Raw genomic sequence first — 24507 nt, 5'->3', positions numbered from 1 at the left:
AGCGGTTTAGGCTAGAATGCACGGCCTCAAAGCACACCCCCTTCCCGAGGCTGTCCCGAAGATGTTGATCCTGCGCGGCGCTCCTGCCCTTTCTGCCTTTCGCCACAGCAAACTCCTTGAGCAACTGAGCCAGAAGGTTCCGGCTGTCAGTGGCTTGTATGCTGAATTCGCTCACTTCGCCGAAGTCACCGGCGGTTTGACCGGCGACGAACAGCAGGTGCTCGCGCGCCTTCTGAAGTACGGTCCCAGTGTTCCCGTCCAGGAGCCGACCGGTCGTCTGTTCCTGGTGCTGCCGCGTTTCGGCACCATTTCGCCGTGGTCGAGCAAGGCCAGCGATATCGCCCGCAACTGCGGCCTGTCGAAAATCCAGCGCCTGGAGCGCGGCATAGCCTTTTATGTCGCCGGTGAGTTCAGCGAGGCCGAGGCCCAACTGATCGCCGACGGCCTGCACGACCGCATGACCCAGGTCGTGCTGGGCAACCTGGAGCAGGCCGCCGGCCTGTTCAGCCATGCCGAACCCAAGCCCTTGACCGCCATCGACGTGCTGGGCGGCGGCCGTGCCGCGCTGGAAACAGCCAACGCCGAACTGGGCCTGGCCCTGGCCGAAGACGAGATCGATTACCTGGTCACCGCCTTTCAGGGCTTGAAGCGCAACCCTCACGACATCGAATTGATGATGTTCGCCCAGGCCAACTCCGAGCACTGTCGCCACAAGATCTTCAACGCCAGTTGGGACATTGACGGCCAGAGCCAGGAAAAAAGCCTGTTCGGCATGATCAAGAACACCTACCAGATGCACAACGAAGGTGTGCTCTCGGCCTACAAGGACAACGCCGCGGTGATCGTCGGCAGCGTTGCCGGTCGCTTCTACCCGAACCCTGAGACCCGCCAGTACGGTGCGGTCCAGGAGCCGGTGCACATCCTCATGAAGGTCGAGACCCACAACCACCCGACCGCGATCGCCCCGTTCCCGGGCGCATCCACCGGTTCCGGTGGCGAGATCCGCGACGAAGGCGCCACTGGGCGCGGTGCCAAGCCCAAGGCCGGCCTGACCGGTTTCACCGTGTCGAACCTGCAGATCCCGGGCTTCGAACAGCCATGGGAAAAGCCGTACGGCAAGCCTGAGCGCATCGTCAACGCCCTCGACATCATGATCGAAGGTCCCCTGGGGGGCGCGGCGTTCAACAACGAATTCGGCCGTCCGGCCCTGACCGGTTACTTCCGTACCTTCGAGCAATCCATCACCACCCCCCGTGGTGAAGAAGTGCGCGGCTACCACAAGCCGATCATGCTTGCGGGCGGCATGGGCAACATCCGCGCCGAACACGTGCAGAAAGGCGAGATCCTGGTCGGCTCCAAGCTGATCGTCCTCGGTGGCCCGGCCATGCTGATCGGCCTGGGCGGTGGCGCTGCTTCCTCCATGGCCACCGGCACCAGTTCGGCGGACCTGGACTTCGCTTCGGTCCAGCGGGAAAACCCGGAAATGGAACGCCGTTGCCAGGAAGTCATCGACCGTTGCTGGCAGTTGGGTGAACACAACCCCATCAGCTTCATCCACGACGTCGGCGCGGGCGGCCTGTCCAACGCCTTCCCGGAACTGGTCAACGACGGTGGCCGCGGTGGCCGCTTCGAGCTGCGCAACATTCCGAACGACGAGCCGGGCATGGCCCCGCACGAAATCTGGAGCAACGAATCCCAGGAGCGTTACGTCCTGGCGGTCGGCCCGGCCGACTTCGAGCGTTTCCAGGCCATTTGCGAGCGCGAGCGCTGCCCGTTCGCCGTGGTCGGCGAAGCCACCGCCGAGCCGCAACTGACCGTCACCGACAGCCATTTCGGCAACAGCCCGGTGGACATGCCGTTGGAAGTGCTGCTGGGCAAGGCCCCGCGCATGCACCGTTCGGCTGTTCGTGAAGCCGAGTTGGGCGACGACTTCGATCCGTCGACCCTCGACATCGCCGATTCCATCGAACGCGTCCTGCATCATCCGGCCGTGGCCAGCAAAAGTTTCCTGATCACCATCGGCGACCGCACCATCACCGGCCTCGTGGCCCGTGACCAGATGGTCGGCCCATGGCAAGTGCCGGTGGCCGACGTGGCCGTGACCGCCACCAGCTTCGACGTCTACACCGGCGAAGCCATGGCCATGGGCGAGCGCACGCCGCTGGCGTTGCTGGATGCCCCGGCCTCGGGCCGCATGGCGATCGGCGAGACCCTGACCAACATCGCGGCTTCGCGCATCGGCAAGATTTCCGACATCAAGCTGTCGGCCAACTGGATGTCCGCCGCCGGTCACCCGGGTGAAGACGCCCGCCTGTACGACACCGTCAAGGCTGTCGGCATGGAGCTGTGCCCGGAGCTGGGCATCACCATTCCGGTGGGCAAGGACTCCATGTCCATGGCCACGCGCTGGAACGACGACGGCGTGGACAAGAGCGTGACCTCGCCGCTGTCGCTGATCGTGACCGGTTTTGCTCCAGTCACCGACATCCGCCAGACCCTGACCCCGCAACTGCGCATGGACAAGGGCACCACCGACCTGATCCTGATCGACCTGGGCCGTGGCCAGAACCGCATGGGCGCCTCGATCCTGGCCCAGGTGCACGGCAAGCTCGGCTCGCAAGCGCCGGACGTCGATGATGCCGAAGACCTGAAAGCGTTCTTCGCCGTCATCCAGGGCCTCAACGCCGACGGTCATCTGCTGGCCTACCACGACCGTTCCGACGGTGGTTTGCTGACCACCGTGGTGGAAATGGCCTTTGCCGGTCACTGCGGCCTGAGCCTGACCCTCGACAGCGTGGCCGAGTCCACGGCTGAAATCCCGGCCATCCTGTTCAACGAAGAACTGGGTGCGGTGATCCAGGTGCGCCAGGACGCTACCCCGGACATCCTCGCCCAGTTCAGCGCAGCCGGCCTGGCCGATTGCGTCTCGGTGATCGGCCAGCCGATCAACAACGCCCACATCAACATCACCTTCAACGGCGACACCGTCTTCGAAGGCCAGCGCCGCCTGTTGCAGCGCCAGTGGGCTGAAACCAGCTACCAGATCCAACGCCTGCGGGACAACGCCGACTGCGCCGAACAGGAATTCGACGCGCTGCTGGAAGAAGACAACCCGGGCCTGAGCGCCAAGCTGAGCTACGACGTCAACCACGACGTGGCCGCGCCCTACATCAAGAAAGGCATTCGCCCACAAGTGGCGGTCCTGCGCGAGCAGGGCGTCAACGGCCAGGTGGAAATGGCGGCGGCGTTCGACCGCGCCGGTTTCAACGCGATCGACGTGCACATGAGCGACATCCTGGCCGGTCGGGTCGACCTGAACGACTTCAAGGGCATGGTGGCGTGTGGCGGTTTCTCCTACGGCGACGTGCTGGGTGCCGGTGAAGGCTGGGCCAAGTCGGCGCTGTTCAACAGCCGCGCCCGCGATGCGTTCCAAGGCTTCTTCGAACGTACCGACAGCTTCACCCTCGGCGTGTGCAACGGTTGCCAGATGATGTCCAACCTGCACGAGCTGATCCCGGGCAGCGAGTTCTGGCCGCACTTCGTGCGTAACCGTTCCGAGCAGTTCGAAGCGCGCGTGGCGATGGTCCAGGTGCAGGAATCGAACTCGATCTTCCTGCAGGGCATGGCCGGTTCGCGCATGCCGATCGCCATCGCCCACGGCGAAGGCCATGCGGAATTCGAAAGCGAAGAAGCGCTGCTTGAAGCGGATCTGTCCGGTTGTGTGTCGCTGCGGTTTGTCGACAACCACGGCAAAGTCACCGAAACCTACCCGGCCAACCCGAACGGCTCGCCGCGTGGGATCACCGGCCTGACCAGCCGCGACGGCCGCGTCACGATCATGATGCCGCACCCGGAGCGGGTGTTCCGCGCGGTGCAGAACTCGTGGCGTTCGGACGACTGGAACGAAGACGCGCCATGGATGCGCATGTTCCGCAACGCGCGCGTCTGGGTGAACTAAGGCGGTGTACAAGCTCTGCTTCTTCGTCCCGGCCAGCCATGTGGACGTGGTCAAGAGCGCCGTATTCGCTGCCGGTGGCGGGCGAATCGGCGACTACGACCACTGCGCCTGGCAAGTCCTGGGTCTGGGCCAGTTTCGCCCGTTGGACGGCAGCCAACCGTTCATCGGCGAGGCGGGGCAGGTCGAGCAGGTCGAGGAATGGAAAGTGGAGCTTGTCGTTGCCGATGAGCTGATTCGTGGAGTGGTGGACGCGTTGAAACAGAGTCATCCCTACGAAACGCCGGCGTATGAAGTGTGGCGGTTGGAGGATTTCTGATCCCGGGCCGTTGAAATGAAAAACCCGCTGATTGAATCAGCGGGTTTTTTATTGAGCGCGATAAAGCCAGTCCCCTATATACACAAACCTGTGGCGAGGGGATTTATCCCCGTTGGGCTGCGCAGCAGCCCCTAAGCAGACAAACTCAATTTACCTGACACACCGAAGCGCCGGGTTTAGGGCTGCTGCGCAGCCCAGCGGGGATAAATCCCCTCGCCACAGAGATTGGGGGCTAGGCTTTTACCTCTGCCTGACGGCTCAGCACCACCCCCTCCAACACCTGCCACAACCCCGGCGCTTTCTCCCCCAGCAACAAGTGCCAGACACCGCCTTCCAACGGACTGACCCCCTGGCATCCCAGCGCCTTGAGGCCGCTTTCCGACAGTCTTTTGCCATCGGCCAGGCGCACCCGCAACCGGCTCATCGCCACGCAATCGAGCTGCAACACGTTGCCACCGCCACCCAACGCATCCAGCCATTGTTGCGCTTCGGCCCCGGAGACGCTGGTCGCTGTGACCGGTTCAACCACCGCGGCCACCGGCGCAGGGACTGGGCGGTCGGAGGCGGGTAGGGCCAGGCGGATTTCATCGGCGATGCTGTCGGCCATCGGCCCCACCACCACTTGCAAACTCCCGCCATTGCCGGGACGTACCACGGCCATGGCGCCCAGGGCCTTGAGCTGCGCATCGGAGGCTTTGTTGCGGTCCACCATGTCCAACCGCAGCCGCGTGGTGCAGGCGCCGACGGTGATCAGGTTGCCGGCGCCGCCGAGTGCTTCGATGTAGGCCGCGGCCCGTTGATTCTGGGCGATGACCGGTTTGTCACCGGCGGGCACTTCTTCACGCCCTGGGGTTTTCAGGTCGAAGCGGCGGATGCAGAAGTCGAACACCGTGTAATAGATCACGGCATAGACCAGTCCCACCGGCACCACCAGCCAGCCGTTGTTCGACTTGCCCCAGCCGAGCACCATGTCGATGAAGCCGCCGGAGAAGGTAAAGCCCAAGCGGATGTTCAGCCAATCGGTGATCGCCATCGACAGCCCGGTGAGCAAAGCATGCAATAGGAACAGCAGTGGCGCGAGGAACATGAAGGCGAACTCAATCGGTTCGGTGACACCCGTGAGAAACGAAGTCAGCGCCATGGACAGCAGGATCCCGCCCATGACTTTGCGCCGATGGGGCAGGGCATTGCGGTACATCGCCAGGCACGCAGCGGGCAGGCCGAAGAGCATCACCGGGAACATGCCGGTCATGAACTGGCCGCCATTCGGATCGCCGGCAAAGTAGCGGGTCAGGTCGCCGGTGACCACCGCACCGGTTTGCGGATCGGTGAAGCTGCCGAAGATGAACCAGGCCATATTATTGAGGATGTGGTGCAGGCCGGTGACGATCAACAGCCGGTTGAACACGCCGAACACGAAGGCACCGAAACTGCCGCTTTCCATCAGCAAGGCGCCGAAACTGTTGATGCCCTGCTGGATCGGCGGCCAGATCAGGCCGAACACCACCCCCAGGCCCACGGCGCTGAAGCCGGTGACAATCGGCACGAAGCGCCGCCCACCGAAGAACGCCAGGTACTCCGGCAGCTTGATGTCCTTGAAACGGTTGTACAGCGCACCGGCCAACAGGCCACTGATGATCCCGGCAAGCATGCCCATGTTGATGCTGGCATCGAGCACCTTCAGGGTGGCGATCATCACCAGATAACCGATAGCCCCGGCCAGTCCCGCCGTACCGTTGTTGTCCCGGGCGAAGCCCACGGCGATGCCGATGGCGAAGATCATCGCCAGGTTGGCAAAGATCGCCTGGCCGGCATCGTGGATGATGGCGATGTTCAACAGGTCGGTGTCGCCCAGGCGCAGCAACAGGCCGGCGATGGGCAGGATCGCGATGGGCAGCATCAGTGCCCGGCCGAGGCGTTGCAGTCCTTCGATGAAATGCTGGTACATGGCGTCTCTCCCTTTATTGTTCTTCGACGTGGCTCAGCCCAGGGGCCAGTGTTGATGGCAGGCCTGGCGCACGGCGGCGGCACTGCCCAGGTTCAGCAGCTCGCCGCTGAGGCGGGCGCACTGGGCGGCGTCGAGGTGCCGCACGCGGTCCTTGATTGCGCCGATCTGCGACGGGCTGACCGACAGTTCGCGGACCCCCAGCCCGATCAGCACCGGCGTCGCCAGCGGATCGGAGGCCAGGGCGCCGCACACGCCAACCCAACGGTCATGTTTCGCTGCGCCGATGCAGGTCTGGGCGATCAACCGCAGCAGCGCCGGGTGCAGGGCATCGACCCGGGCGGCAAGGCCGGCGTGGTCGCGGTCCATGGCCAGGGTGTATTGCGACAGGTCGTTGGTGCCGATGGACAGGAAGTCCGCATGCTCGGCCAATTGTTCGGCCAGCAACGCGGCGGCCGGCACTTCGATCATCACTCCCAATTGCGGGCGTTCGCCCAGGCCCAGTTCGGCGCCGAGGGCATCGAGGCGTTGGCGGATGTGCAGCAGCTCATCGACCTCGGTGACCATGGGCAACAGGATCCGGCAGCGCTGCAGCGGACGGGCTTGCAGCAAGGCCCGCAGTTGCTGGTCCAGCAACTGCGGTCGCACCTGGGCCAGGCGAATGCCGCGCAGGCCCAGTACCGGGTTGGCTTCGGTCGGCAGCGGCAGGTAGTCCAGTTGTTTGTCGCCGCCCACGTCCATGGTACGGATGATCACCGGCTTGTCGCCCATGGCCTCGAGCACGGCTTGATAGGCCTGGCGTTGTTCCTCTTCGTCGGGCGCGGTGTGACGGTCGACGAACAGAAATTCCGTACGCAGCAAGCCAACGCCGTCGGCACCGTTTGCCAAGGCTTGGGTGGCATCGGCGCTGGAGGCGACGTTGGCCGCCACTTCCACGCTTACGCCGTCAAGGGTGTGCGCCGGGGTGTGGGCGAGGTTTTGTTGTTGGGCGCGGCGGGTGGTTTGTCGGGCCTGTTCCTGATGCACCTGGGCCAGGCGCTCGGCCGTTGGCGCGAGTTCGAGGCGGCCGTCGTCGGCGTCCAGCACCACCACTTGTCCCGGCGCCTGGCCAAGCAGCGCGTCACCCAGCGCCACCAGGCACGGCAGGCCTTTGCCTCGGGCGAGGATGGCCACGTGGGAGGTTGCGCCGCCCTCGACCATGCACACGCCGGCCACGCCTTGGGCGCTGAGTTGCAGCAGGTCCGACGGGGTCAGTTCCTGGGCGGCGACGATGGCGCCCGCCGCGACGTCGAATTGCCAGGCCTCACCCAACAACACCCGCAGGACCCGTTGGCGCAGGTCGCGCAAATCGTTGGCGCGCTCGGCCAGCAGCGTGCTGCCCAGCTGTTGCAGCACCTGGCACTGGGCGTCGATGGAGCGGCTCCAGGCGTGGGGCGCGGCACTGCCTTGTTCGATAAAGAGGTGGGCGGCTTCCAGCAACACCGGGTCTTCCAGTAGTGCCAGATGAGCGCTGAAGATCGCTTCTTCGTCGCGATGGCGTCGGGCCTTGGCGTTTTCCAGGGTGAGGCGGATTTCGCCACTGACCTGGGCCAAGGCATTGTCCAAGCGTTGTCGCTGCTCTTCGACGTCATGGCCGCCAGCGTCCGGGGGCAATTGAATGCCATTCAGTCGAACCAGCGGCCCGGTCACCAGGCCGGGGGCGGCACACACGCCGTGCAGCACACCGTCTTCGGCGCTACGGCGTTGCGGTTTGAGCATCGGCGCCACGGCATGGGCTTCTTCCGCCAGGGCTGTGGATAAAATCGCCAGCAAGGCTTGCAGTGCCGCCTCGGCATCGCTGCCCTGGCAACTGACGTGCACTTGCGCTTGTTCGGTAATGGCCAGGCCCATCATCCCCATCACGCTGTCGCAGGACGCCGACTTGCCTTGGAAATGCAGCTGCGAGCGGCTCTTGAAACCCTGGGCGGTCTGGCGAATCAGCGCCGCCGGCCGGGCATGCAGACCGCCGCGATGGGCGATGCGGACCTGGCCGAACACTTCAATGCCGATGTCCTGCTCAACGTGTCGAGTGTCGCCAGGGACCTTGGCGAGGATATGCAGCAGCGGTTCGCCGACCTTCACCCCTTTGAGGGTGATGGGCCGCGCCTGGAAGTGTTCGCCATTGGTGATGACCAACAGGCTCACCAGGCTCTTGCAGCGCAGTGCCACTTTGTCCACGTCGTAACGCAGCAGCGGCTGGCCATTGCTGACCCGCGCGCCTTCCTTGACCAGCATGGAAAAGCCGTCGCCCTGCAGCTCGACCGTGTCCAGGCCCAGGTGCAGCAACAGTTCGGCGCCGTTGTCGGCCCGTAGGGTCACGGCGTGGCCGGTGCGGGCGACGTGAATCACTTCACCGTCGCAAGGCGCGTAGAGGGTGTCGTTCAGCGGGTCGATGGCGATCCCGTCGCCCATGGCGCCGCTGGCGAACACCGCGTCCGGGACATTGGCGAGGGTGAGCACCGGGCCGCTGAGCGGGGCGCTGAGGGTCAGCTCTTTATTATTGTTGGGCATGGGGCGCTCTCATCAGACTCTCTATAAAAGAAAACCGTCGGTTCAGTGCGTACGGGTGACCTTGCTCAGATGCCGTGGCTGGTCCGGGTCCAGGCCTCGGGCCACGGCCAGGCTCGCGGCCATCCCATAAAAGCTCTGGATCGCCAGGATCGGGCCCAGGGACGGGTGTTCGGCGCGGGTCAGCGTCAGGTCGCGCTCGGCGATGTCATCCGGCGCCGCCAGCAACACCCGGGCGCCGCGCTGGCGCATGTCGGCGGCCAGGCTCAACACGCCGGCCTGCTCGGCACCGCGAGGGGCGAACACCAGCAGCGGGTAGTTTTCATCGATCAGCGCCATCGGCCCATGACGAACCTCGGCGCTGCTGAAGGCTTCGGCCTGGATCGCCGAGGTTTCCTTGAACTTGAGCGCCGCTTCCTGGGCGATGGCGAACCCGGCGCCACGGCCGATCACCATCAACCGCTGGCAGTCGCGCAGGGCCTCGACGGCAACGCGCCAATCCTGGCGGGCGGCCTCGCGCAGACCTTCGGACAGGGCGCTGCCGGCTTCCAGCAACTCGACGTCGTTCTTCCAGTGCGCCACCAGCCGCGCACTGGCGCTGAGGGTAGCGATGAAACTCTTGGTCGCGGCGACACTGCTTTCGATACCGGCACACAGCGGCACGCTGAATTCACACGCCGCTTCCAGAGGGGAGTCGGTGGCGTTGACCAGGGCCACGCTCAAGGCGCCGCGCTTGCGCAACAGGCGCAGGCTGTTCACCAGGTCCGGGCTTTGGCCCGATTGGGAAAAACCGAACGCCACCTGGCCGCTGACCTTCAGCGGCGCCTGTTGCATGGTCACCACCGACATCGGCAACGAGGCCACCGGGATGCCCAATTGCTGCATGGTCAGGTAGGCGAAGTAGCTGGCGGCGTGGTCGGAACTGCCACGGGCGACGGTCATCGCCACTTGCGGCGGCTGACGGCGCAGGCGTCCGGCGATTTCCTCGAGGGCCGGGTCCAGTTGCTGCAACTGGCGCTCGACGGCTTCCCACGAGGCCAGGGCCTCTTCAAGCATTTTGGAAGTCAATGGCTTCTCCTTCGACCATCACGTCGGTCAGGGTCAGGGAACGGTCAAGGCGCACGCAGTCGGCCCAGGCGCCGGGTTGCAGGCGGCCGCGCTCGGGCAGGCCGAGGTAATCGGCGGGAAATTGCGACAGGCGCTGGGAGGCTTCGGCGAGGGGCAAGCCGATTTTCACCAGGTTGCGTAGGGCCTGGTCCATGGTCAGGGTGCTGCCGGCCAAAGTGCCATCGGCCAGGCGCACGCCGCCCAGGCACTTGGTCACGGTGTGGCTGCCCAGCTTGTATTCGCCATCGGGCATGCCGGCGGCGGCGGTGGAGTCGGTGACGCAGTACAGGCACGGGATCGCCCGCAGGGCCACACGCATGGCGCCGGGGTGCACGTGAAGCAAGTCCGGGATCAACTCGGCATAACGGGCATGGGCCAGGGCCGCGCCGACGATGCCCGGCTCGCGGTGATGCAACGGGCTCATGGCGTTATACAAATGGGTGAAACTGCTGGCCCCGGCGGCCAACGCCGCGACGCCTTCTTCGTAGCTGCCCAGGGTATGGCCGATCTGCATGCGCACGCCCCGGGCGCTGAGGGCGCGGATCAAGGCATCGTGACCGGCGATTTCCGGGGCGATGGTAATCACTCGGATCGGCGCCAGGGCCAGGTAACTCTCCACCTCGGCCATTAGCGCGGTGTGGGCGAAATTCGGTTGCGCGCCGAGTTTTCCGGGGTTGATGTAAGGGCCTTCCAAATGCACGCCCAGGACTCGGGCGCTGCCGTTCGGGCGTTGCTCACAGAACTCGCCGAGGGCCTGCAGCACGCTGGCGATTTCTTCGCTGGGCGCGGTCATGGTGGTGGCCAGCAGCGCGGTGGTGCCGAAACGCACATGGGTGCGGGCGATGGTTTCGAACGCCGAGGCGCCTTGCATGATGTCCTTGCCGCCACCGCCATGGACGTGCAGGTCGATGAAACCGGGCAGCAGGTAGGGCAGGTCGTTGCTGGCCGGATCGCAAGGCTGGCCTTCGATGGACACGACCTTGCCGTGTGCATGGATCAGGCGGCCGCGAACCCAGCCATTGGCGGTGAGGATATTGTCTTCGGACATGGGGACTCTCTAGTCGTCTAGCGCCGCAGCTCTGCGACAAAGTCGTAGTAGTCGTTGCGGCAATAGGTGTCGGTGACTTCGATGGGGGTGTTGTCTTCCAGGTAGCCGACCCGGGTCATCAGCAACATCGCGGTACCGGGGGCGATGCCCACCAGGGCGGCGAATTCGTCCGAGGCGTTGATGGCCTGGATGTGTTGCAGGGCGCGCACCACCGGCTTGCCGATGCTGTCGAGAAACGCGTAGAGCGAATCGCCCACTGCCTGTGGCTTGGGAATGATCGAGGCGGGCAGGGTGCTCATCTCGATGGCCATGACCGTGTCGTCGGCCTTGCGCAGCCGCTTGAGCCGCGCGACTTTGTCGGTGGGCGACAGGCCCAGGCGGATCAATTCTTCGTGGGTCGGCGGGGTGATGTCCCGTTCCAGCCATTGGGACCCGGGCACAAACCCCTTGAGCCGCAGCATCTCGCTGAAGCCGCTCAGGCGTGACAGCGGTTGTTCCAGGCGCGGGGTGATGAACGTCCCCGAACCCTGGTTACGGCGGATCAATCCTTGTTCGAACAACACTTCCAACGCCTTGCGCGCGGTCACCCGGGAAATGCCCAGTTGCTCGCTCAAGCTGCGCTCGGACGGCATCGCCTGCTCGGCTTTCCACTGGCCGGCATGAATCGCCGTCTCCAGGTTACGCGCCAATTGCAGGTACAGCGGTGTGGGTTGGGTGTCGTCAGGGCGCAGGGCCAGGATGTCGTTCATATGGGTGTTCGATGCGGTTATTGAGTTGTTTGTCGCTCGGTAAGTGAGATGGAAACTAATACCACTTGAATACCATGTCAACGCCACTTTCCCGGGGTTTAGAGAGGTTGTTGGAGGGTTTTGGTGGGGTGGGATTGAAGTGGTATTAGAGGGTGGGGGTTCGAACGTAAATATCTTCAACTGCGACAACGCCTACTGAGTGAACTGGTATTCATCTGTAGGCAATTTCTGACGTTGCGATTTTTTGATTTTATTTTTCGATGCTGACCGGCGGTCGTTCGAGCCACCAAGGCTAACGAGCTGTTGTGGCGAGGGGATTTATCCCCGCTGGGGCGCGAAGCGGCCCCAAAACCTGACAACGCGGTGTATCAGGCAAATTGAGTTAACTACCTTGGGTCTGCTGCGCAGCCCAGCGGGGATAAATCCCCTCGCCACAGAAATTGCGGTCTGTCAGACGCACCGAAGTTTCCGACAGGTTTTTAAGGTTGTCCCTCGGAAGTGGGGGCTCTAGCTTTCTGAACTCGCGGTCCCTCGGGCATGAGCCCCCAACATCTCCAGGCGTAAGCAGCCACTCACTGGCCGGTGGCAAGGCAGGGTGGCAGCTCTGCGCTCCAAGGAGCAACATCAGTATCTGAGGTCAATATGGAACTGCCGGACATGATTATCCCCCGTCTTAATACGGAAACCGCTTTGGGGCAGGCTTTGGTTTCAATGTTCAAGTCCGTCGAAGCGGAGCTGACGGTAGAAAATGCAAAACCAGGGGCGGTTAAAGTCATCGTGTTCGGTGGGTGCGCAGTGCACCTCTATACAAATCATCGTGTTTCCACGGATGTTGACGCCGAAATTTATGAGGCCAGCCTCCCGGAAGACTTCCATCTTCGAACGTTACTCGCAGAGGTACCCGAGCGATTTGTCGATGAGAGGTCTGGCCGGTTGATGGAGCTAAACTACGACCTGCAATACAACACAAGCTTTGGTCCGATTCACGAGGACTATTGGGCTCGAAGTCTCCCCCTTGAAGAGTTTCCGCTAGAGTCCCCTCTCCACGTTCACATTGCTGCACCTGTGGATATTGCAATTTCAAAACTGGGTAGGGCAACGGATCAGGACATTGGCGATATCATGTCCCTCTTGAGAGCAGGCTTCATACTGACCGCCGAGCTGCGCCGACTGGCATTGCAGGCGATTGATGTATATGTTGGCAACAAAGAGCCCCCAACCTCGGTCCTTACCTATATTTTGCAAAGTTATTTGGAGAATACAGATGACGAAGCCTGCTAACGGCCACGTCCTCTCATCCGCTCTGGACACACTGGTCAAAAGCCCATTAAAGCAGGCAGATGACGCCGCGCTTGTGAGTGCAGCCAAGGCTATCTGGTATTCAAATTCGGACCTGATGAGTGTCGCTCAGACTTTTCTAAGTCGGCACACTGATGAGGTCGAGGTTCGTCGCGCAGGGTATTTGCTCGAGCGATTCACCCGTTTTTCATGTGTAACCGATAGCCGGGTGTCGGAAGTCTTCAAGGCGCTTGAGCTATTCTGGCGTTCGGCACCTAAGCACGAAGTGACTTCACAAGCCGCTGTTACGCTTCGCAGTCGTCGTGATGAACTCGCCCTCTCGTGGGGGGTGAGTGAAGGTCTTGGTTTGAAGGTACAGGTTCTTATGCCTTTTCAGACTCGGCATTATGAGGCTGAGCAGCGCGCAGCATTTGTTTGAATCCAAATGTTGTGATCGAAACCCGGCTTAGGCCGGGTTTTTGTTGTGTGAATGATCCTCATACGGCGGCTGGTCTGTCAGACGCACCGAAGTTTCCGACATGTTTTTAGGGTTGTCCCTCGGAAGCGCGGGCTTTAGCCTTTGGGTGTCGCTGCCAATTCAGCGACCGGGTTTGACCGTCCGAAAAATCACAGGGCAACAGGCCCGGACGTTTTGTCCTGGGCTCCATTAGATAAAGGAGCTTCCATTGAAAAACTCTGACATTCCCAAACCCGCCTCCACCTTTCCCTACGGCGATTACGCTCCCGAAAGACTGAAAGAAGCGGCCGACCGCGCGATGGACCATTACCTCAAGCCTGAGGACAGCGCATCAGAAGCCAAACCCCCGGCGCAATTGTTCACCGTAGTGGACAGTGTCGATACCGAAGCCCTGTTAGCCAACCTCAGCGAAACCCTGGCGTCAGCCAACGCAATGCTCAGCGACCTTGCCTTCGACCTGGAAGGCTCGCGGCGGCATGTGGCGTTGGGGGTGGCGCAGATGATTGAGTTGGGGGCTTTGTTGGCGAACAAGTGCCTGGACCGGGCAGAGCTTCGGACTTGATGCAATAAGGGCCGGCCTCATCGCGAGCAGGCTCGCTCCCACAGTGGATTTGAGTCGTTCACAAATATACCCATCGACACCAAACCCCTGTGGCGAGGGGATTTATCCCCGCTGGGCTGCGAAGCGGCCCCAAAACCTGACGGCGCGGTGTGTCAGGCCAAATTGAGTTAACTTCTTGGGGCTGCTGCGCAGCCCAGTGGGGATAAATCCCCTCGCCACAGGGGAATGGTGTTTTGTGGCGAGGGATTCATTCCTTGAGAACTATTGGTGGAGGTTCTCGAGCCGGCACGCTTCTTTTTCGATGCCAATGCACTCGACCGGTTGGCTCACACCTTTCTCGAAACGGCGGGCGTTCATCAATAGGCCGCCTTTGATGCCGCCGATGAAGGCGAAGGTGCCTTCAGGTGCGCCCGTGGTAGATACAGACAAATCCACCGCCACGCTGCCTGGCCTGACCTCGTATACCCAGCCACCGTTTGCCGCTTCCTGGGTTGCCCAGAGCTTGGCGTTGCTATAGTCGCGAAATGCCACAACGACCGAGTCAACCCGGGAGGATTCCGGCCGGGTCGCCAGTCTCAAATCAGGTGGCAGAGCGTTGCGCGCCTGTAATCCCTGGGCTAGAGCATCCGCTCCCTGCACTGGGTTGATTATTGTAGAGCCGACGGCCCAGAGGGGTTGCTTGGCCGTGACCCATGGCAGCACCTCTGGAGGTCCCACCCGGCTCCAATCGATGGAAATTGCAGCAACCTCCTGCATCGTCTCGTGGCCGGTGGGTTCACGATAGTTTGGATTCATCACGCACTTGGCAGGATCGACAGCCTGGCAGGCCCTCATGATAAAGATTCCCTTCACCCCGCCGGGGTAGCTGATTTCCTCCTCTCGTGGAAAGGGGCCTCCCGATTGCACCTGATCGATTCCGTGAGGGGCTTTGAACTCATACACCCACTCTTTGGCGTAGTGTTGGGCCCAGATCAGGCTGCGCGTTGTGCTGCTGAATACCGTTCCCGCGCTTCCGGCTGCATGGGTGATCCAGTTGTATATCCATTCGTTCTCAGGAACATCTACGGCTTTGGGCAACAGCCCATCCTGAAAGGCACGGAGGCCCTGACCCGTCGTATCTCCCCGATAGAGCGTGTCCATGTCGGTACGCCATTGCAACAATGGTATGGTTTTGTGGATGTCCACATCCGGATTCGCCGTGACCTGGCGCCAGGCTTGATACCACGGCTCCTCGTTACCACCCGCAGGCGCCCCGGCCCCCCACGCATCGGCCCCCGACTGCCAAACACCCGCCAACGCCACCACCGCAACCGCGGTCGTCCGTATAAAACTGTTATGAGTTGTCATGATTTGATGTCCATCTGGAACGGTGAAGCCCTGTCGAATCACATACGTCATGACTGCCTATGCTTCGACGTGACACGTCTCACTATGAGTTCTGCGGGGCGTCGCGCCACCGCATCAGTTTTGAGGGTAGATCAAGGTTGATGAGGCGGTTGCGCTCCGCTTCCGGGACTTGTAGCAAGATGTGAGATCGACACCGTCCCCTGTGGTGAGGGGATTTATCCCCGTTGGGGCGCGAAGCGGCCCTAAAACCTGACAGCGCGGTGTGTCAGGCAAATTTGAGTTGACTGCCTTGGGGCTGCTGCGCAGCCCAGCGGGGATAAATCCCCTCGCCACAGGCGCTGCTTCGGGGCTATGGACGAATCTCGATCATCGTCCCATCCGGCACCAGGTTCCAAACTTCGCGCATGTCCACATTGCGCATGGCAATACAGCCATCGGTCCAGTCCAGCGTATGGAACAGCTGTTCAGGGTTTTCTTCCGAATCAGGCGTGCCGTGGATCATGATCATGCCCCCCGGTTCCACGCCTTCGCGGCGGGCGCGGGCGGCGTCGGTGATGTTGGGGTAGGAAATGTGCATCGACAGGTAGAAGCGGTCGCTGGTCTTGCGCCAGTCGATCCAGTAGAAGCCCTCGGGGGTGCGCTTGTCGCCTTCGATCAGCTTGGGGCCTTTCTTGGCACCCTTGCCCAAGGAGATGCGATAGGTCTTGAGTGGCTTGCCGTCGTTGATCAATTGCAATTGATGGGCGGACTTGAGCACCAACACCTTTTCGATGGTCTTGCCGTTGTAGGTTCCCGGCGTAGAAGCCTGGGACACAGCGGTGAACGACAAGCAGAACAGGACAAGCAACCAGCGCATTGAAACGATATCCCTAGAGGTGTCGCGGCTATATTGGTTTTTATGTATTGGCAGGCTGGGCCAGTGGCGGAATCGATTCGGATCGCACCGGGTAATCTTCGGCTTGGCGGTCCGCATAGAAATATTCCAGGGTGCGGCCCACCGTGCGGAACGCCAGTTCATCCCAGGGAATGTCCGCTTCTTCGAACAGTTTCACTTCCAGGCTCTCGGGCCCGGCGGCGAAATCTTCGTCCACCAGCTCGGCGCGGAAGAATACATGCACTTGGCTGATGTGCGGTACGTCGATCAGCGTATAGATGCTTAAGTTTCGCACCCGGGCGCAGGCCTCTTCGGCGGTTTCGCGTACGGCGGCCTGTTCGACCGTCTCGCCGTTCTCCATGAAACCCGCCGGCAGCGTCCAATAGCCACGCCGCGGTTCGATGGCGCGCCGGCACAGCAGCACCTTGCTGCCCCAGGTGGGCACGCAACCGGCGACGATGTTGGGGTTCTGGTAATGGATGGTGTGGCAGGTGTCGCACACAAAGCGCAGGCGCGAGTCGCCTTCGGGTATGCGCTGGGTCACCGGGTTACCGCACTGGCTGCAGAATTTCATGCTTGGATTCCTGAATGCTGCGCCTATCTTGGCGTGCATGGGCGGGGTCGGCAAGTTGTCGTTTCGCGACACGACGCGGTCCGGGGGTTGGGCCGCCTGCATGATTGGTGCATGATGCAAGGTAGCGAATAAATCGAGAAGTCTCATGCTGGACGAGCTACTGCATCGAGTAAGCAACCATACCCCGCGTACCCTGGAGACTGACCGACGTTTTCCTGAAGCGGCGGTGCTGGTGCCGATTACCCGCAGTGACGAACCGGAACTGGTCCTGACCCTGCGCGCCAGCGGGCTCTCGACCCATGGCGGGGAAGTGGCGTTCCCCGGCGGGCGCCGCGATCCGGAAGACCCGGACCTGATCTTCACTGCCCTGCGCGAAGCCGAGGAAGAAATCGGCCTGCCTCCCGGCCTGGTGGAAGTGATTGGCCCCCTCAGCCCGCTGATCTCCCTGCATGGCATCAAGGTCACGCCGTATGTCGGGGTGATTCCGGATTACGTCGAGTACCAGGCCAACGATGCCGAGATCGCCGCGGTGTTCAGCGTGCCGCTGGAGTTCTTCCGCAAGGACCCGCGCGAACACACGCACCGCATCGATTACCAGGGCCACAGTTGGTACGTGCCCAGTTATCGCTTTGGCGAATACAAGATCTGGGGGCTGACGGCGATCATGATCGTCGAATTGGTCAACCTGATGTTCGACGCCGGCATCGACCTGCACAAACCGCCCAAGAGCTTCATCAATACCTGACGCCCCGAGGATCCTCATGAAATACCGCCTGGGCGATGCCCGTGTCGAAACCCACCCACAAAGCTGGGTCGCGCCCAATGCCACGCTGGTGGGCAAGGTCCGCCTCGAAGAGGGCGCCAACGTCTGGTTCAACGCCGTGCTGCGCGGCGACAACGAATTGATCCTGATCGGCAAGAACAGCAATGTGCAGGACGGCACGGTGATGCACACCGACATGGGCTATCCGTTGACCATCGGCACCGGTGTGACCATCGGCCATAACGCCATGCTCCACGGCTGCACGGTGGACGACTACAGCCTCATCGGCATCAATGCGGTGATCCTCAACGGCGCGAAGATCGGCAAGCATTGCATCATCGGCGCGAACTCGCTGATCGGCGAAAACAAAGAGATTCCCGACGGCTCCCTGGTGATGGGTTCGCCTGGCAAGGTGGTGCGGGAATTGACCGAAGCCCAGAAGAACATGCTCGAGGCCAGCGCGGCGCACTATGTGCACAATTCCCAGCGCTATGCCCGCGACCTGGCGGAGCAAGAACCATGACCACGCCCGAACGTCCGGTTCGCTCGCCCTGCGTAAACGTCTGCGCGCTGGACGATGACGACATCTGCACCGGCTGCCAGCGCACCGTGGCGGAGATCACTCGGTGGAGCCGGATGGACAACGACGAACGCCGCGGGGTGTTGGCGTTGTGCCATGAACGGGCCAAGGCCAGTGGGTTGGTGTGGATGTTGCCGGCCAGGTCTTGAATCCCCCATTTATGACACAGCCCCTGTGGCGAGGGGATTTATCCCCGCTGGGCTGCGAAGCAGCCCCAAATCAGGCTTCCAGGTCTGTCAGGGGAAACACTTAGGCTGTCAAGAGGGGCTGCTGCGCAGCCCAACGGGGATAAATCCCCTCGCCACAAGTGATTCTCCAGCGATGCCTAATGCGATCGCCGCTCTACCCACCGACCCAACCCCACCACCCCCAACGCAATCCCGACAAATCCCGCCAGTATTCCCCCGGCATTGATGAACACCTGTGGATAACCCAGGCTCGCCACGTCGATGAAAGGGTAGGGGTAGGCCGCCAGTAAATCCCCCCGCAGCAGGACATAGGCGAAATAGACCAAGGGATAGATCATCCACAGCCCGATGTGGCCCAGGCGCAAGCGGCCTTTGGGCACCCACCGCCACCAATAGGCGATGTAGAGCATAGGCACCACGTCATGCAGTAATTCGTCGGCCACGAACTGCCAGTCTTCGGGTTGCCAGAGGTGGCGCAGCAGCAGGTTGTAGGCCAGGCTGACCAGGGCGATGCTCACGGCGACGCCACTGCGTACGCTGGGCTGCAGGAACCAGCGGCGGGCCGGGGTTGGGCGAGGGGTCAGCTCCCAGGTCAGGACCACCGCCACCCACAGGTTGGTCAGCACCGTGAAGAAACTGAAGAAACTCACCAAACCGCCCAGCAGGCTCGCCCCCAGTTCCCAGCGACCCAGCAGGATCAGATACAGCTGGATGCTCAACCCCGCCCAGGCCAGCAGCGCCGTTACCGACACGAAGCGCTGGCGCAGGGTGAGGCGAGGACCTCTATCAATCCCCACGACGGCTCAGTCCGGCCGCTTGGTGCGCATCAACTTGATGTACAGGCGCTCGACTTTCTCCCGCGCCCATGGCGTCTTGCGCAAGAAGGTCAGGCTCGACTTGATGCTCGGGTCGCTCTTGAAGCAACGGATATCGATGCGCTCGGCCAGCCCCGACCATTCGTAGTGCTGCACCAGGGCGTTGAGGATCTGCTCCAGCGTCACGCCGTGCAGCGGGTTGTTGTTGGATTCGTTCATGGGAGGCCTTTGCGCGAAAAGGGTGTAAAGCCGCGCACCTTAGCCGAGGTGCCCCTGCGGTGGAAGCATAGCCTTCATCGCGGCATTCAAAGCCAGGCTCGCGCTGGGCACACTGTTACCAAAACCGAAATGATCCATGTCAACAAAAGCGCTTTCTCTATGAGTAACAGGACATTATCCTTGCGCCGCCTGCTGAAACGCTTCTTCTGGCGTGCCAGAGCCGTTGCGTTCAGCTCACCCCCATTAAAAGATCAAAGAAAGCCATCTCCATGCTCGATACCCAGACTCTGAAAGACAGCGCTGTCCGAGCATGTATGACGAACGAGTTCCTGTGGGAGCGGGCTTGCTCGCGAAAGCGATTTCACCTTCAGCCCTGTATTGACTGATCCACCGCATTCGCGAGCAAGCCCGCTCCCACAAGGGACCCGCGTCAACCGAATTTGCCTTTACAACTGAACCATGCCCCCTCAAGACCGTCATCTAAAGTGACTACTTGCGCGGGACTCCTTAAAACATCACGGAGAATCACACTATGAGCACTGAGGGTGCTTTGAGTCGAAGCCGTCTGCTACCGAGCCTGCTCGGCATTCTGCTTCTATTGATGGGCCTGGCCCTGTTGGCCGGGGGAGTCAAGCTGAGCACGCTTGGCGGCTCGTGGTATTACCTGCTGGCCGGTATCGGCCTGGCGCTGACTGGCGTGCTGCTGATCATGGCCCGTCGTGCGGCCCTCGGCCTGTATGCGCTGGTGCTGTTCGCCAGCACCGTGTGGGCGTTGTGGGAAGTAGGCCTGGATTGGTGGCAGTTGGTGCCGCGCCTGGCGCTGTTCTTCGCCCTGGGCATCGTCCTGTTGCTGCCGTGGTTCCGCCATCCGTTGCTGAGTGCCGAAGCCTCGCCCACGGGGACCCGCGCGCTGGGCGCCGCCGTGGTCATCGCCGGCGTCGCCGCACTCGCCAGCCAGTTCACCAACCCGGGTGAAATCAAGGGGCAACTAGACCGCGACGCCGTGCCGGGCATGACCAACACTGCGCCGGCCATGCCGGAGGGTGACTGGAATTCTTACGGCCGCAGTGCCCATGGCGACCGTTATTCGCCGCTGGCGCAGATCACCCCCGAGAACGTCAGCAAACTGGTGCCGGCCTGGACCTATCGCACGGGCGACCTGCCCGGGCCTAACGATCCCGGCGAGACTACCGCTGAAAACACCCCGCTGAAGGTCAACGGCATGCTCTACGTGTGCACGCCCCACAGCCAGGTGATTGCCCTGGAACCGGAGACCGGCAAGGAAATCTGGCGTTTCGATCCGAAGCTTTCCACGCAAAAAGCGGAGAACTTCAAGGGGTGGGCGCACATGACCTGCCGTGGCGTGACCTACCACGATGACGCGGTGTACGCCTCGGCCGAGCAGAGCCCGACCGACGCGGCCAGCAGCACCCCGGCCAGCACCGTCTGCCCGCGTCGGATCTTCCTGCCAACCGCCGACACCCGCCTGATCGCCCTCAACGCCGACACCGGCAAGATGTGCGAGGACTTCGGCGACAAAGGCCAGGTCGACCTGACCGCCAACATCGGCGGCTTCACGGCCGGCGGTTACTACTCAACCTCGCCACCCGCCGTCACCCAGAACCTGGTAGTGATCGGCGGCCACGTCACCGATAACGTTTCCACCGACGAGCCGAGCGGTGTGATCCGCGCCTACGACGTACACACCGGCCAGCTGGTGTGGAACTGGGACAGCGGCAACCCGGACGACACCACGCCGATTGCCGAAGGCCAGGTCTACACCCGCAACTCGCCGAACATGTGGTCCATGTTCAGCGTCGATGAAAAACTCGGCATGCTCTACCTGCCGATGGGCAACCAGACCCCTGACCAGTTCGGTGGCATGCGCACCCCGGAATCGGAAAAATATTCAGCTGGCCTGACCGCCCTGGACATCGCCACCGGCAAGGTGCGCTGGTACTTCCAGTTCACTCACCACGATCTGTGGGACATGGACGTCGGCGGTCAACCGACCCTGATGGACATGAAGACCGCCGACGGCGTGAAACCGGCGGTGTTGGCTTCCACCAAACAAGGCAGCATCTACGTACTCGACCGCAGCAACGGCCAACCGATTATCCCGATCAAGGAGATCCCGGTGCCGCAAGGCGCGGTGGAAGGCGATCACACCTCGCCAACCCAGCCGATGTCTGACCTGAACCTCGTGCCGCCGGTCCTCAAGGAACGCGACATGTGGGGCGTGACCCCGTTCGACCAGATGCTCTGCCGGATCGACTTCAAGTCGCTGCGCTATGAGGGCATGTTCACGCCGCCGTCGCTACAAGGCTCGATCGTGTACCCGGGTAACTTCGGCGTGTTCGACTGGGGCGGCATTTCGGTGGATCCGATGCGCCAGATCGCCTTCGTCAACCCGAGCTACATGGCGTTCAAGTCGAAACTGGTGCCGGCGGCGGAAGTGGCCGGCGGCCCGGGGCGCAAGAGCGAAACCGAAGGCGTGCAGCCGAACAAAGGCGCGCCCTATGGCGTGATCCTCGAAGCGTTGCTCTCGCCCATGGGCTTGCCCTGCCAGGCACCGGCCTGGGGTTATGTCGCCGCCGTGGACCTGACCAACAACCAGATCCTGTGGAAGCACAAGAACGGCACCGTGCGTGACAGCTCGCCAGTACCGATCCCGCTGAGCATGGGCGTACCGAGCCTGGGCGGCACGTTCACCACCGCCAGCGGCCTGGCGTTCCTCAGCGGTACGCTGGATCAGTACCTGCGCGCCTACGACGTGAAAAACGGCAAGCAGCTGTGGGAAGGCCGCCTGCCCGCCGGCGCCCAGACCACGCCGATGACCTACACCGGCAAGGACGGCAAGCAATACGTGCTGGTCGTTGCCGGTGGTCATGGCTCCCTGGGCACCAAGCAGGGTGACTATGTGATTGCCTACAAGCTGCCAGATTAAGCCCGACCGGCGGGAATGAAAAAGGCGACACCTTTGCGGGTGTCGCCTTTTTTTTGCGCCAATTTCACTCAGGTTGAGGCTGCCCCCGGCTTTTGTGGCGAGGGGATTTATCCCCGCTGGGCTGCGAAGCGGCCCCCCAAAGCAGTCGCCTCAATCTTTCTGATCCACCGAGTTGTCAGGTTTTAGGGCTGCTGCGCAGCCCAGCGGGGATAAATCCCCTCGCCACAGATAAATCCCTCACTACAGGGGACTGTACCCCGCCCAGTTTTACAACTCGATCTTCACCGCCTGTGAAGCCCGGGTCGCCTTGGCACGGGCCGCTTCGATGGATTCATCGCGGGCCAGGGCCACGCCCAGGCGGCGTTGGCCGTTGACTTCCGGTTTGCCGAACAAGCGCAGCGCGGTATCCGGTTCGCTCAGGGCGGCGCCGAGGTTGGCGAAAGCGGTCTGGGTCGACTGGCCTTCCACCAGGATCACCGCCGAAGCCGATGGGCCGAACTGGCGGATCGCCGGGATCGGCAGGCCAAGGATGGCGCGGGCGTGCAGGGCGAATTGCGACAGGTCCTGGGAAATCAGCGTCACCAGGCCGGTGTCGTGGGGGCGTGGCGAGACTTCGCTGAACCACACCTGGTCACCTTTGATGAACAACTCTACGCCAAACAGGCCACGGCCACCCAGGGCCTCGGTCACTGCCTTGGCCACGCGCTCGGATTCAGCCAGGGCCGCCGGGCTCATGGCTTGCGGCTGCCAGGATTCCTGGTAGTCGCCCTTTTCCTGACGGTGGCCGACCGGCGCGCAGAACGTCGTGCCGCCGACATGGCGCACGGTGAGCAGGGTGATTTCATAATCGAAATCGATAAAGCCTTCGATGATCACCCGGCCCTTGCCGGCACGGCCGCCTTCCTGGGCGTAATCCCAGGCTTTCTGCACGTCATCAACACTGCGCAGCAGGCTCTGGCCCTTGCCCGAGGAGCTCATCACCGGCTTGACCACGCACGGGAAGCCCAGGGTTTCCACGGCCTTGCGGTAGTCTTCGACGGTGTCGGCGAAGAAGTACGGCGAAGTCGGCAGGCCCAGCTCTTCAGCGGCCAGGCGACGGATGCCTTCACGGTTCATGGTCAGCTGCGCGGCGCGAGCGGTGGGGATCACGGTGAAGCCTTCGGCTTCCAGTTCCACCAGGGTCGCAGTGGCGATGGCTTCGATTTCCGGCACGATGAAGTGCGGCTTCTCGGCCTCGATCACCGCACGCAGGGCGGCGCCGTCGAGCATGTTGATCACATGGCTGCGGTGGGCCACTTGCATGGCCGGCGCATTGGCGTAGCGATCCACGGCAATCACCTCAACGCCCAGGCGCTGCAGTTCGATTACCACTTCCTTGCCCAGCTCACCGCTGCCACACAACAAAACGCGGGTCGCGGTAGGCGACAATGGAGTTCCGATACGGGTCATCTGAAGGTCCTCAAGCAGGAGCGGATCATCGCGGGTCGCGCGCCGGGCGAGCTTCCCATAGGGAGAAAGCGCGGCATTTTACATGAACCGCGGGGTTTGGCTTCAGGTGGCGACGGTTTGCTTGCGTAAACGCCAGGCCATGATCAGCCAGACGGCCGTGACCCCGGCGAATTTCGAGGCCAGGGCGGTGATCACCACCGCCGGCGTCAGGGCGTCGATCAGGCCGAAGAAAATGAACGTGTCGAGGGGAATGCTCAGGGCCGAACTGATCCACAACCGGTCATGGAGAGGGCGCTTGGTGATCGTGAACACCAGCCAGTCGATGCACTCGGACACGGCGAATGCCGTGGCGCTGGCCAGGGCGATGGTCGGGTCCGAGGTGACGTAGGACAACACCAGCGCCGCCAGCATCGCCACGATGGCGCCATGGCCGAAGCGGGTTTGCACCATGTCCCGCAGGATAAACACCAGGCCGCCCCAGGCCGACCAGATGATGTCCAGGTGCGGCGCGGCGGAAAACGCGAAGTTGATCAGCACGACGCTGGCGATGTAGGCGATCAGGAAGAGCATGGAGGTACCTGGTTAAATGTCGTGCTAATCATTAAGAACGGCGATATCCCCTATGGTGAGGGGATTTATCTGTGGCGAGGGGATTCATCCCCGTTGGGCTGCGAAGCAGCCCCCCAAAAAACAAGCACCTCAATCTATCTGATCCACCGAGTTGTCTGGTTTTGGGGCTGCTTCGCAGCCCAGCGGGGATGAA

General features: G+C 62.4%; 21 protein-coding genes. 9 read left to right on the top strand and 12 right to left on the bottom strand.

The window, feature by feature from the left end:
* Nucleotides 1-61: 61 nt before the first annotated feature.
* Both purL and LOY70_RS24095 read left to right on the top strand, forming a co-directional pair.
* Nucleotides 62-3958, top strand: a complete 3897-nt coding sequence (purL, locus tag LOY70_RS24100; RefSeq protein WP_265029568.1) for a phosphoribosylformylglycinamidine synthase — start codon at nucleotides 62-64, stop codon at nucleotides 3956-3958.
* Between the two features lie 4 nt (nucleotides 3959-3962).
* Nucleotides 3963-4274 (top strand): YqfO family protein, encoded by a 312-nt coding sequence (locus tag LOY70_RS24095; RefSeq protein ID WP_265029567.1) that lies wholly within the window; start codon nucleotides 3963-3965, stop codon nucleotides 4272-4274.
* A gap of 232 nt (nucleotides 4275-4506) precedes the next feature.
* Here LOY70_RS24095 and nagE read toward each other — a convergent pair whose 3' ends face one another.
* From nagE to LOY70_RS24070, 5 genes are read right to left on the bottom strand one after another with little or no spacing between them, the layout of a single operon-like run.
* A complete protein-coding gene (gene nagE, locus LOY70_RS24090; RefSeq protein ID WP_265029566.1) occupies nucleotides 4507-6222 on the bottom strand; it encodes an N-acetylglucosamine-specific PTS transporter subunit IIBC in 1716 nt (571 codons plus the stop codon).
* 33 nt (nucleotides 6223-6255) lie between these two features.
* Entirely contained in the window at nucleotides 6256-8769 is a 2514-nt protein-coding gene (gene ptsP, locus LOY70_RS24085) for a phosphoenolpyruvate--protein phosphotransferase (RefSeq protein ID WP_265029565.1), read from the bottom strand.
* A 42-nt stretch (nucleotides 8770-8811) separates the two neighbouring features.
* Nucleotides 8812-9834, bottom strand: coding sequence for an SIS domain-containing protein (locus tag LOY70_RS24080; RefSeq protein ID WP_265029564.1), 1023 nt, complete (start codon nucleotides 9832-9834; stop codon nucleotides 8812-8814).
* Nucleotides 9815-10921, bottom strand: coding sequence for an N-acetylglucosamine-6-phosphate deacetylase (nagA, locus tag LOY70_RS24075; RefSeq protein ID WP_265029563.1), 1107 nt, complete (start codon nucleotides 10919-10921; stop codon nucleotides 9815-9817). Before nagA ends, LOY70_RS24080 begins: the two co-directional genes overlap by 20 nt.
* Nucleotides 10922-10938: 17 nt before the next feature.
* On the bottom strand, nucleotides 10939-11670 hold the full coding sequence (locus tag LOY70_RS24070; RefSeq protein WP_092393602.1) for a GntR family transcriptional regulator: 732 nt from the start codon (nucleotides 11668-11670) through the stop codon (nucleotides 10939-10941).
* 642 nt (nucleotides 11671-12312) lie between these two features.
* On the opposite strand from LOY70_RS24070, the gene LOY70_RS24065 reads away from it, so the two are divergent.
* From LOY70_RS24065 to LOY70_RS24055, 3 genes are all read left to right on the top strand, one after another.
* Nucleotides 12313-12951, top strand: coding sequence for a DUF6036 family nucleotidyltransferase (locus LOY70_RS24065; RefSeq protein ID WP_265029562.1), 639 nt, complete (start codon nucleotides 12313-12315; stop codon nucleotides 12949-12951).
* Nucleotides 12935-13387, top strand: a complete 453-nt coding sequence (locus tag LOY70_RS24060; protein ID WP_265029561.1) for a hypothetical protein — start codon at nucleotides 12935-12937, stop codon at nucleotides 13385-13387. The genes LOY70_RS24065 and LOY70_RS24060 overlap by 17 nt, the downstream gene beginning before the upstream one ends.
* 247 nt (nucleotides 13388-13634) lie before the next feature.
* Entirely contained in the window at nucleotides 13635-13988 is a 354-nt protein-coding gene (locus LOY70_RS24055) for a DUF6124 family protein (RefSeq protein ID WP_092146900.1), read from the top strand.
* A gap of 261 nt (nucleotides 13989-14249) precedes the next feature.
* Here the strand turns inward: LOY70_RS24055 and LOY70_RS24050 are convergent, their stop codons facing one another.
* The 3 genes from LOY70_RS24050 to LOY70_RS24040 all read right to left on the bottom strand — a co-directional run bounded on the left by LOY70_RS24050 (nucleotide 14250) and on the right by LOY70_RS24040 (nucleotide 16783).
* Complete coding sequence (locus tag LOY70_RS24050; protein ID WP_265029560.1) at nucleotides 14250-15335, bottom strand: hypothetical protein; 1086 nt, start codon at nucleotides 15333-15335, stop codon at nucleotides 14250-14252.
* A gap of 349 nt (nucleotides 15336-15684) precedes the next feature.
* Nucleotides 15685-16191, bottom strand: a complete 507-nt coding sequence (locus LOY70_RS24045) for a L,D-transpeptidase family protein (RefSeq protein WP_265029559.1) — start codon at nucleotides 16189-16191, stop codon at nucleotides 15685-15687.
* Nucleotides 16192-16231: 40 nt separating this feature from the next.
* Nucleotides 16232-16783 (bottom strand): NUDIX hydrolase, encoded by a 552-nt coding sequence (locus LOY70_RS24040; RefSeq protein WP_123344413.1) that lies wholly within the window; start codon nucleotides 16781-16783, stop codon nucleotides 16232-16234.
* Nucleotides 16784-16928: 145 nt separating this feature from the next.
* Here LOY70_RS24040 and LOY70_RS24035 point away from each other — a divergent pair, with 145 nt between their 5' ends.
* Genes LOY70_RS24035 through LOY70_RS24025 form a run of 3 tightly spaced genes read left to right on the top strand, consistent with a single transcriptional unit; the run spans nucleotide 16929 to nucleotide 18275 of the window.
* Nucleotides 16929-17528 carry a CoA pyrophosphatase gene (locus LOY70_RS24035; protein WP_123417128.1) on the top strand — a complete coding sequence of 200 codons (600 nt, stop codon included), beginning with the start codon at nucleotides 16929-16931 and terminating at the stop codon, nucleotides 17526-17528.
* A 16-nt stretch (nucleotides 17529-17544) separates the two neighbouring features.
* Nucleotides 17545-18069 carry a gamma carbonic anhydrase family protein gene (locus tag LOY70_RS24030; protein WP_265029558.1) on the top strand — a complete coding sequence of 175 codons (525 nt, stop codon included), beginning with the start codon at nucleotides 17545-17547 and terminating at the stop codon, nucleotides 18067-18069.
* Nucleotides 18066-18275 (top strand): DUF1289 domain-containing protein, encoded by a 210-nt coding sequence (locus LOY70_RS24025; RefSeq protein WP_265029557.1) that lies wholly within the window; start codon nucleotides 18066-18068, stop codon nucleotides 18273-18275. Before LOY70_RS24030 ends, LOY70_RS24025 begins: the two co-directional genes overlap by 4 nt.
* Before the next feature lie 176 nt (nucleotides 18276-18451).
* Here LOY70_RS24025 and LOY70_RS24020 read toward each other — a convergent pair whose 3' ends face one another.
* Nucleotides 18452-19111, bottom strand: coding sequence for a Pr6Pr family membrane protein (locus tag LOY70_RS24020; protein WP_265029556.1), 660 nt, complete (start codon nucleotides 19109-19111; stop codon nucleotides 18452-18454).
* Between the two features lie 6 nt (nucleotides 19112-19117).
* Nucleotides 19118-19348: a VF530 family protein gene (locus LOY70_RS24015; protein ID WP_265029555.1), complete on the bottom strand. Its 231-nt coding sequence runs from the start codon at nucleotides 19346-19348 to the stop codon at nucleotides 19118-19120.
* Between the two features lie 532 nt (nucleotides 19349-19880).
* On the opposite strand from LOY70_RS24015, the gene LOY70_RS24010 reads away from it, so the two are divergent.
* Entirely contained in the window at nucleotides 19881-22295 is a 2415-nt protein-coding gene (locus tag LOY70_RS24010) for a glucose/quinate/shikimate family membrane-bound PQQ-dependent dehydrogenase (RefSeq protein ID WP_265029554.1), read from the top strand.
* Between the two features lie 267 nt (nucleotides 22296-22562).
* Here LOY70_RS24010 and purT read toward each other — a convergent pair whose 3' ends face one another.
* Nucleotides 22563-23744, bottom strand: coding sequence for a formate-dependent phosphoribosylglycinamide formyltransferase (gene purT, locus LOY70_RS24005; RefSeq protein WP_265029553.1), 1182 nt, complete (start codon nucleotides 23742-23744; stop codon nucleotides 22563-22565).
* A 102-nt stretch (nucleotides 23745-23846) separates the two neighbouring features.
* Entirely contained in the window at nucleotides 23847-24314 is a 468-nt protein-coding gene (locus tag LOY70_RS24000) for a preQ0 transporter (protein ID WP_123344420.1), read from the bottom strand.
* Nucleotides 24315-24507 lie beyond the last annotated feature (193 nt).

The sequence above is a fragment of the Pseudomonas sp. B21-054 genome, from assembly GCF_026016345.1.
In the GTDB taxonomy this organism is placed as follows: domain Bacteria; phylum Pseudomonadota; class Gammaproteobacteria; order Pseudomonadales; family Pseudomonadaceae; genus Aquipseudomonas.
This window is presented reverse-complemented; position numbering and strand designations above follow the sequence as displayed.

Excerpts from the sequence above, each read along its gene's own strand:
- purL (WP_265029568.1), top strand. The coding sequence starts at position 62 with ATGTTGATCCTGCGCGGCGCTCCTGCCCTTTCTGCCTTTCGCCACAGC.
- nagE (WP_265029566.1), bottom strand. The coding sequence starts at position 6,222 with ATGTACCAGCATTTCATCGAAGGACTGCAACGCCTCGGCCGGGCACTG.
- ptsP (WP_265029565.1), bottom strand. The coding sequence starts at position 8,769 with ATGCCCAACAATAATAAAGAGCTGACCCTCAGCGCCCCGCTCAGCGGC.
- nagA (WP_265029563.1), bottom strand. The coding sequence starts at position 10,921 with ATGTCCGAAGACAATATCCTCACCGCCAATGGCTGGGTTCGCGGCCGC.
- LOY70_RS24070 (WP_092393602.1), bottom strand. The coding sequence starts at position 11,670 with ATGAACGACATCCTGGCCCTGCGCCCTGACGACACCCAACCCACACCG.
- LOY70_RS24065 (WP_265029562.1), top strand. The coding sequence starts at position 12,313 with ATGGAACTGCCGGACATGATTATCCCCCGTCTTAATACGGAAACCGCT.
- LOY70_RS24060 (WP_265029561.1), top strand. The coding sequence starts at position 12,935 with ATGACGAAGCCTGCTAACGGCCACGTCCTCTCATCCGCTCTGGACACA.
- LOY70_RS24050 (WP_265029560.1), bottom strand. The coding sequence starts at position 15,335 with ATGACAACTCATAACAGTTTTATACGGACGACCGCGGTTGCGGTGGTG.
- LOY70_RS24045 (WP_265029559.1), bottom strand. The coding sequence starts at position 16,191 with ATGCGCTGGTTGCTTGTCCTGTTCTGCTTGTCGTTCACCGCTGTGTCC.
- LOY70_RS24040 (WP_123344413.1), bottom strand. The coding sequence starts at position 16,783 with ATGAAATTCTGCAGCCAGTGCGGTAACCCGGTGACCCAGCGCATACCC.
- LOY70_RS24035 (WP_123417128.1), top strand. The coding sequence starts at position 16,929 with ATGCTGGACGAGCTACTGCATCGAGTAAGCAACCATACCCCGCGTACC.
- LOY70_RS24030 (WP_265029558.1), top strand. The coding sequence starts at position 17,545 with ATGAAATACCGCCTGGGCGATGCCCGTGTCGAAACCCACCCACAAAGC.
- LOY70_RS24025 (WP_265029557.1), top strand. The coding sequence starts at position 18,066 with ATGACCACGCCCGAACGTCCGGTTCGCTCGCCCTGCGTAAACGTCTGC.
- LOY70_RS24015 (WP_265029555.1), bottom strand. The coding sequence starts at position 19,348 with ATGAACGAATCCAACAACAACCCGCTGCACGGCGTGACGCTGGAGCAG.
- LOY70_RS24010 (WP_265029554.1), top strand. The coding sequence starts at position 19,881 with ATGAGCACTGAGGGTGCTTTGAGTCGAAGCCGTCTGCTACCGAGCCTG.
- purT (WP_265029553.1), bottom strand. The coding sequence starts at position 23,744 with ATGACCCGTATCGGAACTCCATTGTCGCCTACCGCGACCCGCGTTTTG.
- LOY70_RS24000 (WP_123344420.1), bottom strand. The coding sequence starts at position 24,314 with ATGCTCTTCCTGATCGCCTACATCGCCAGCGTCGTGCTGATCAACTTC.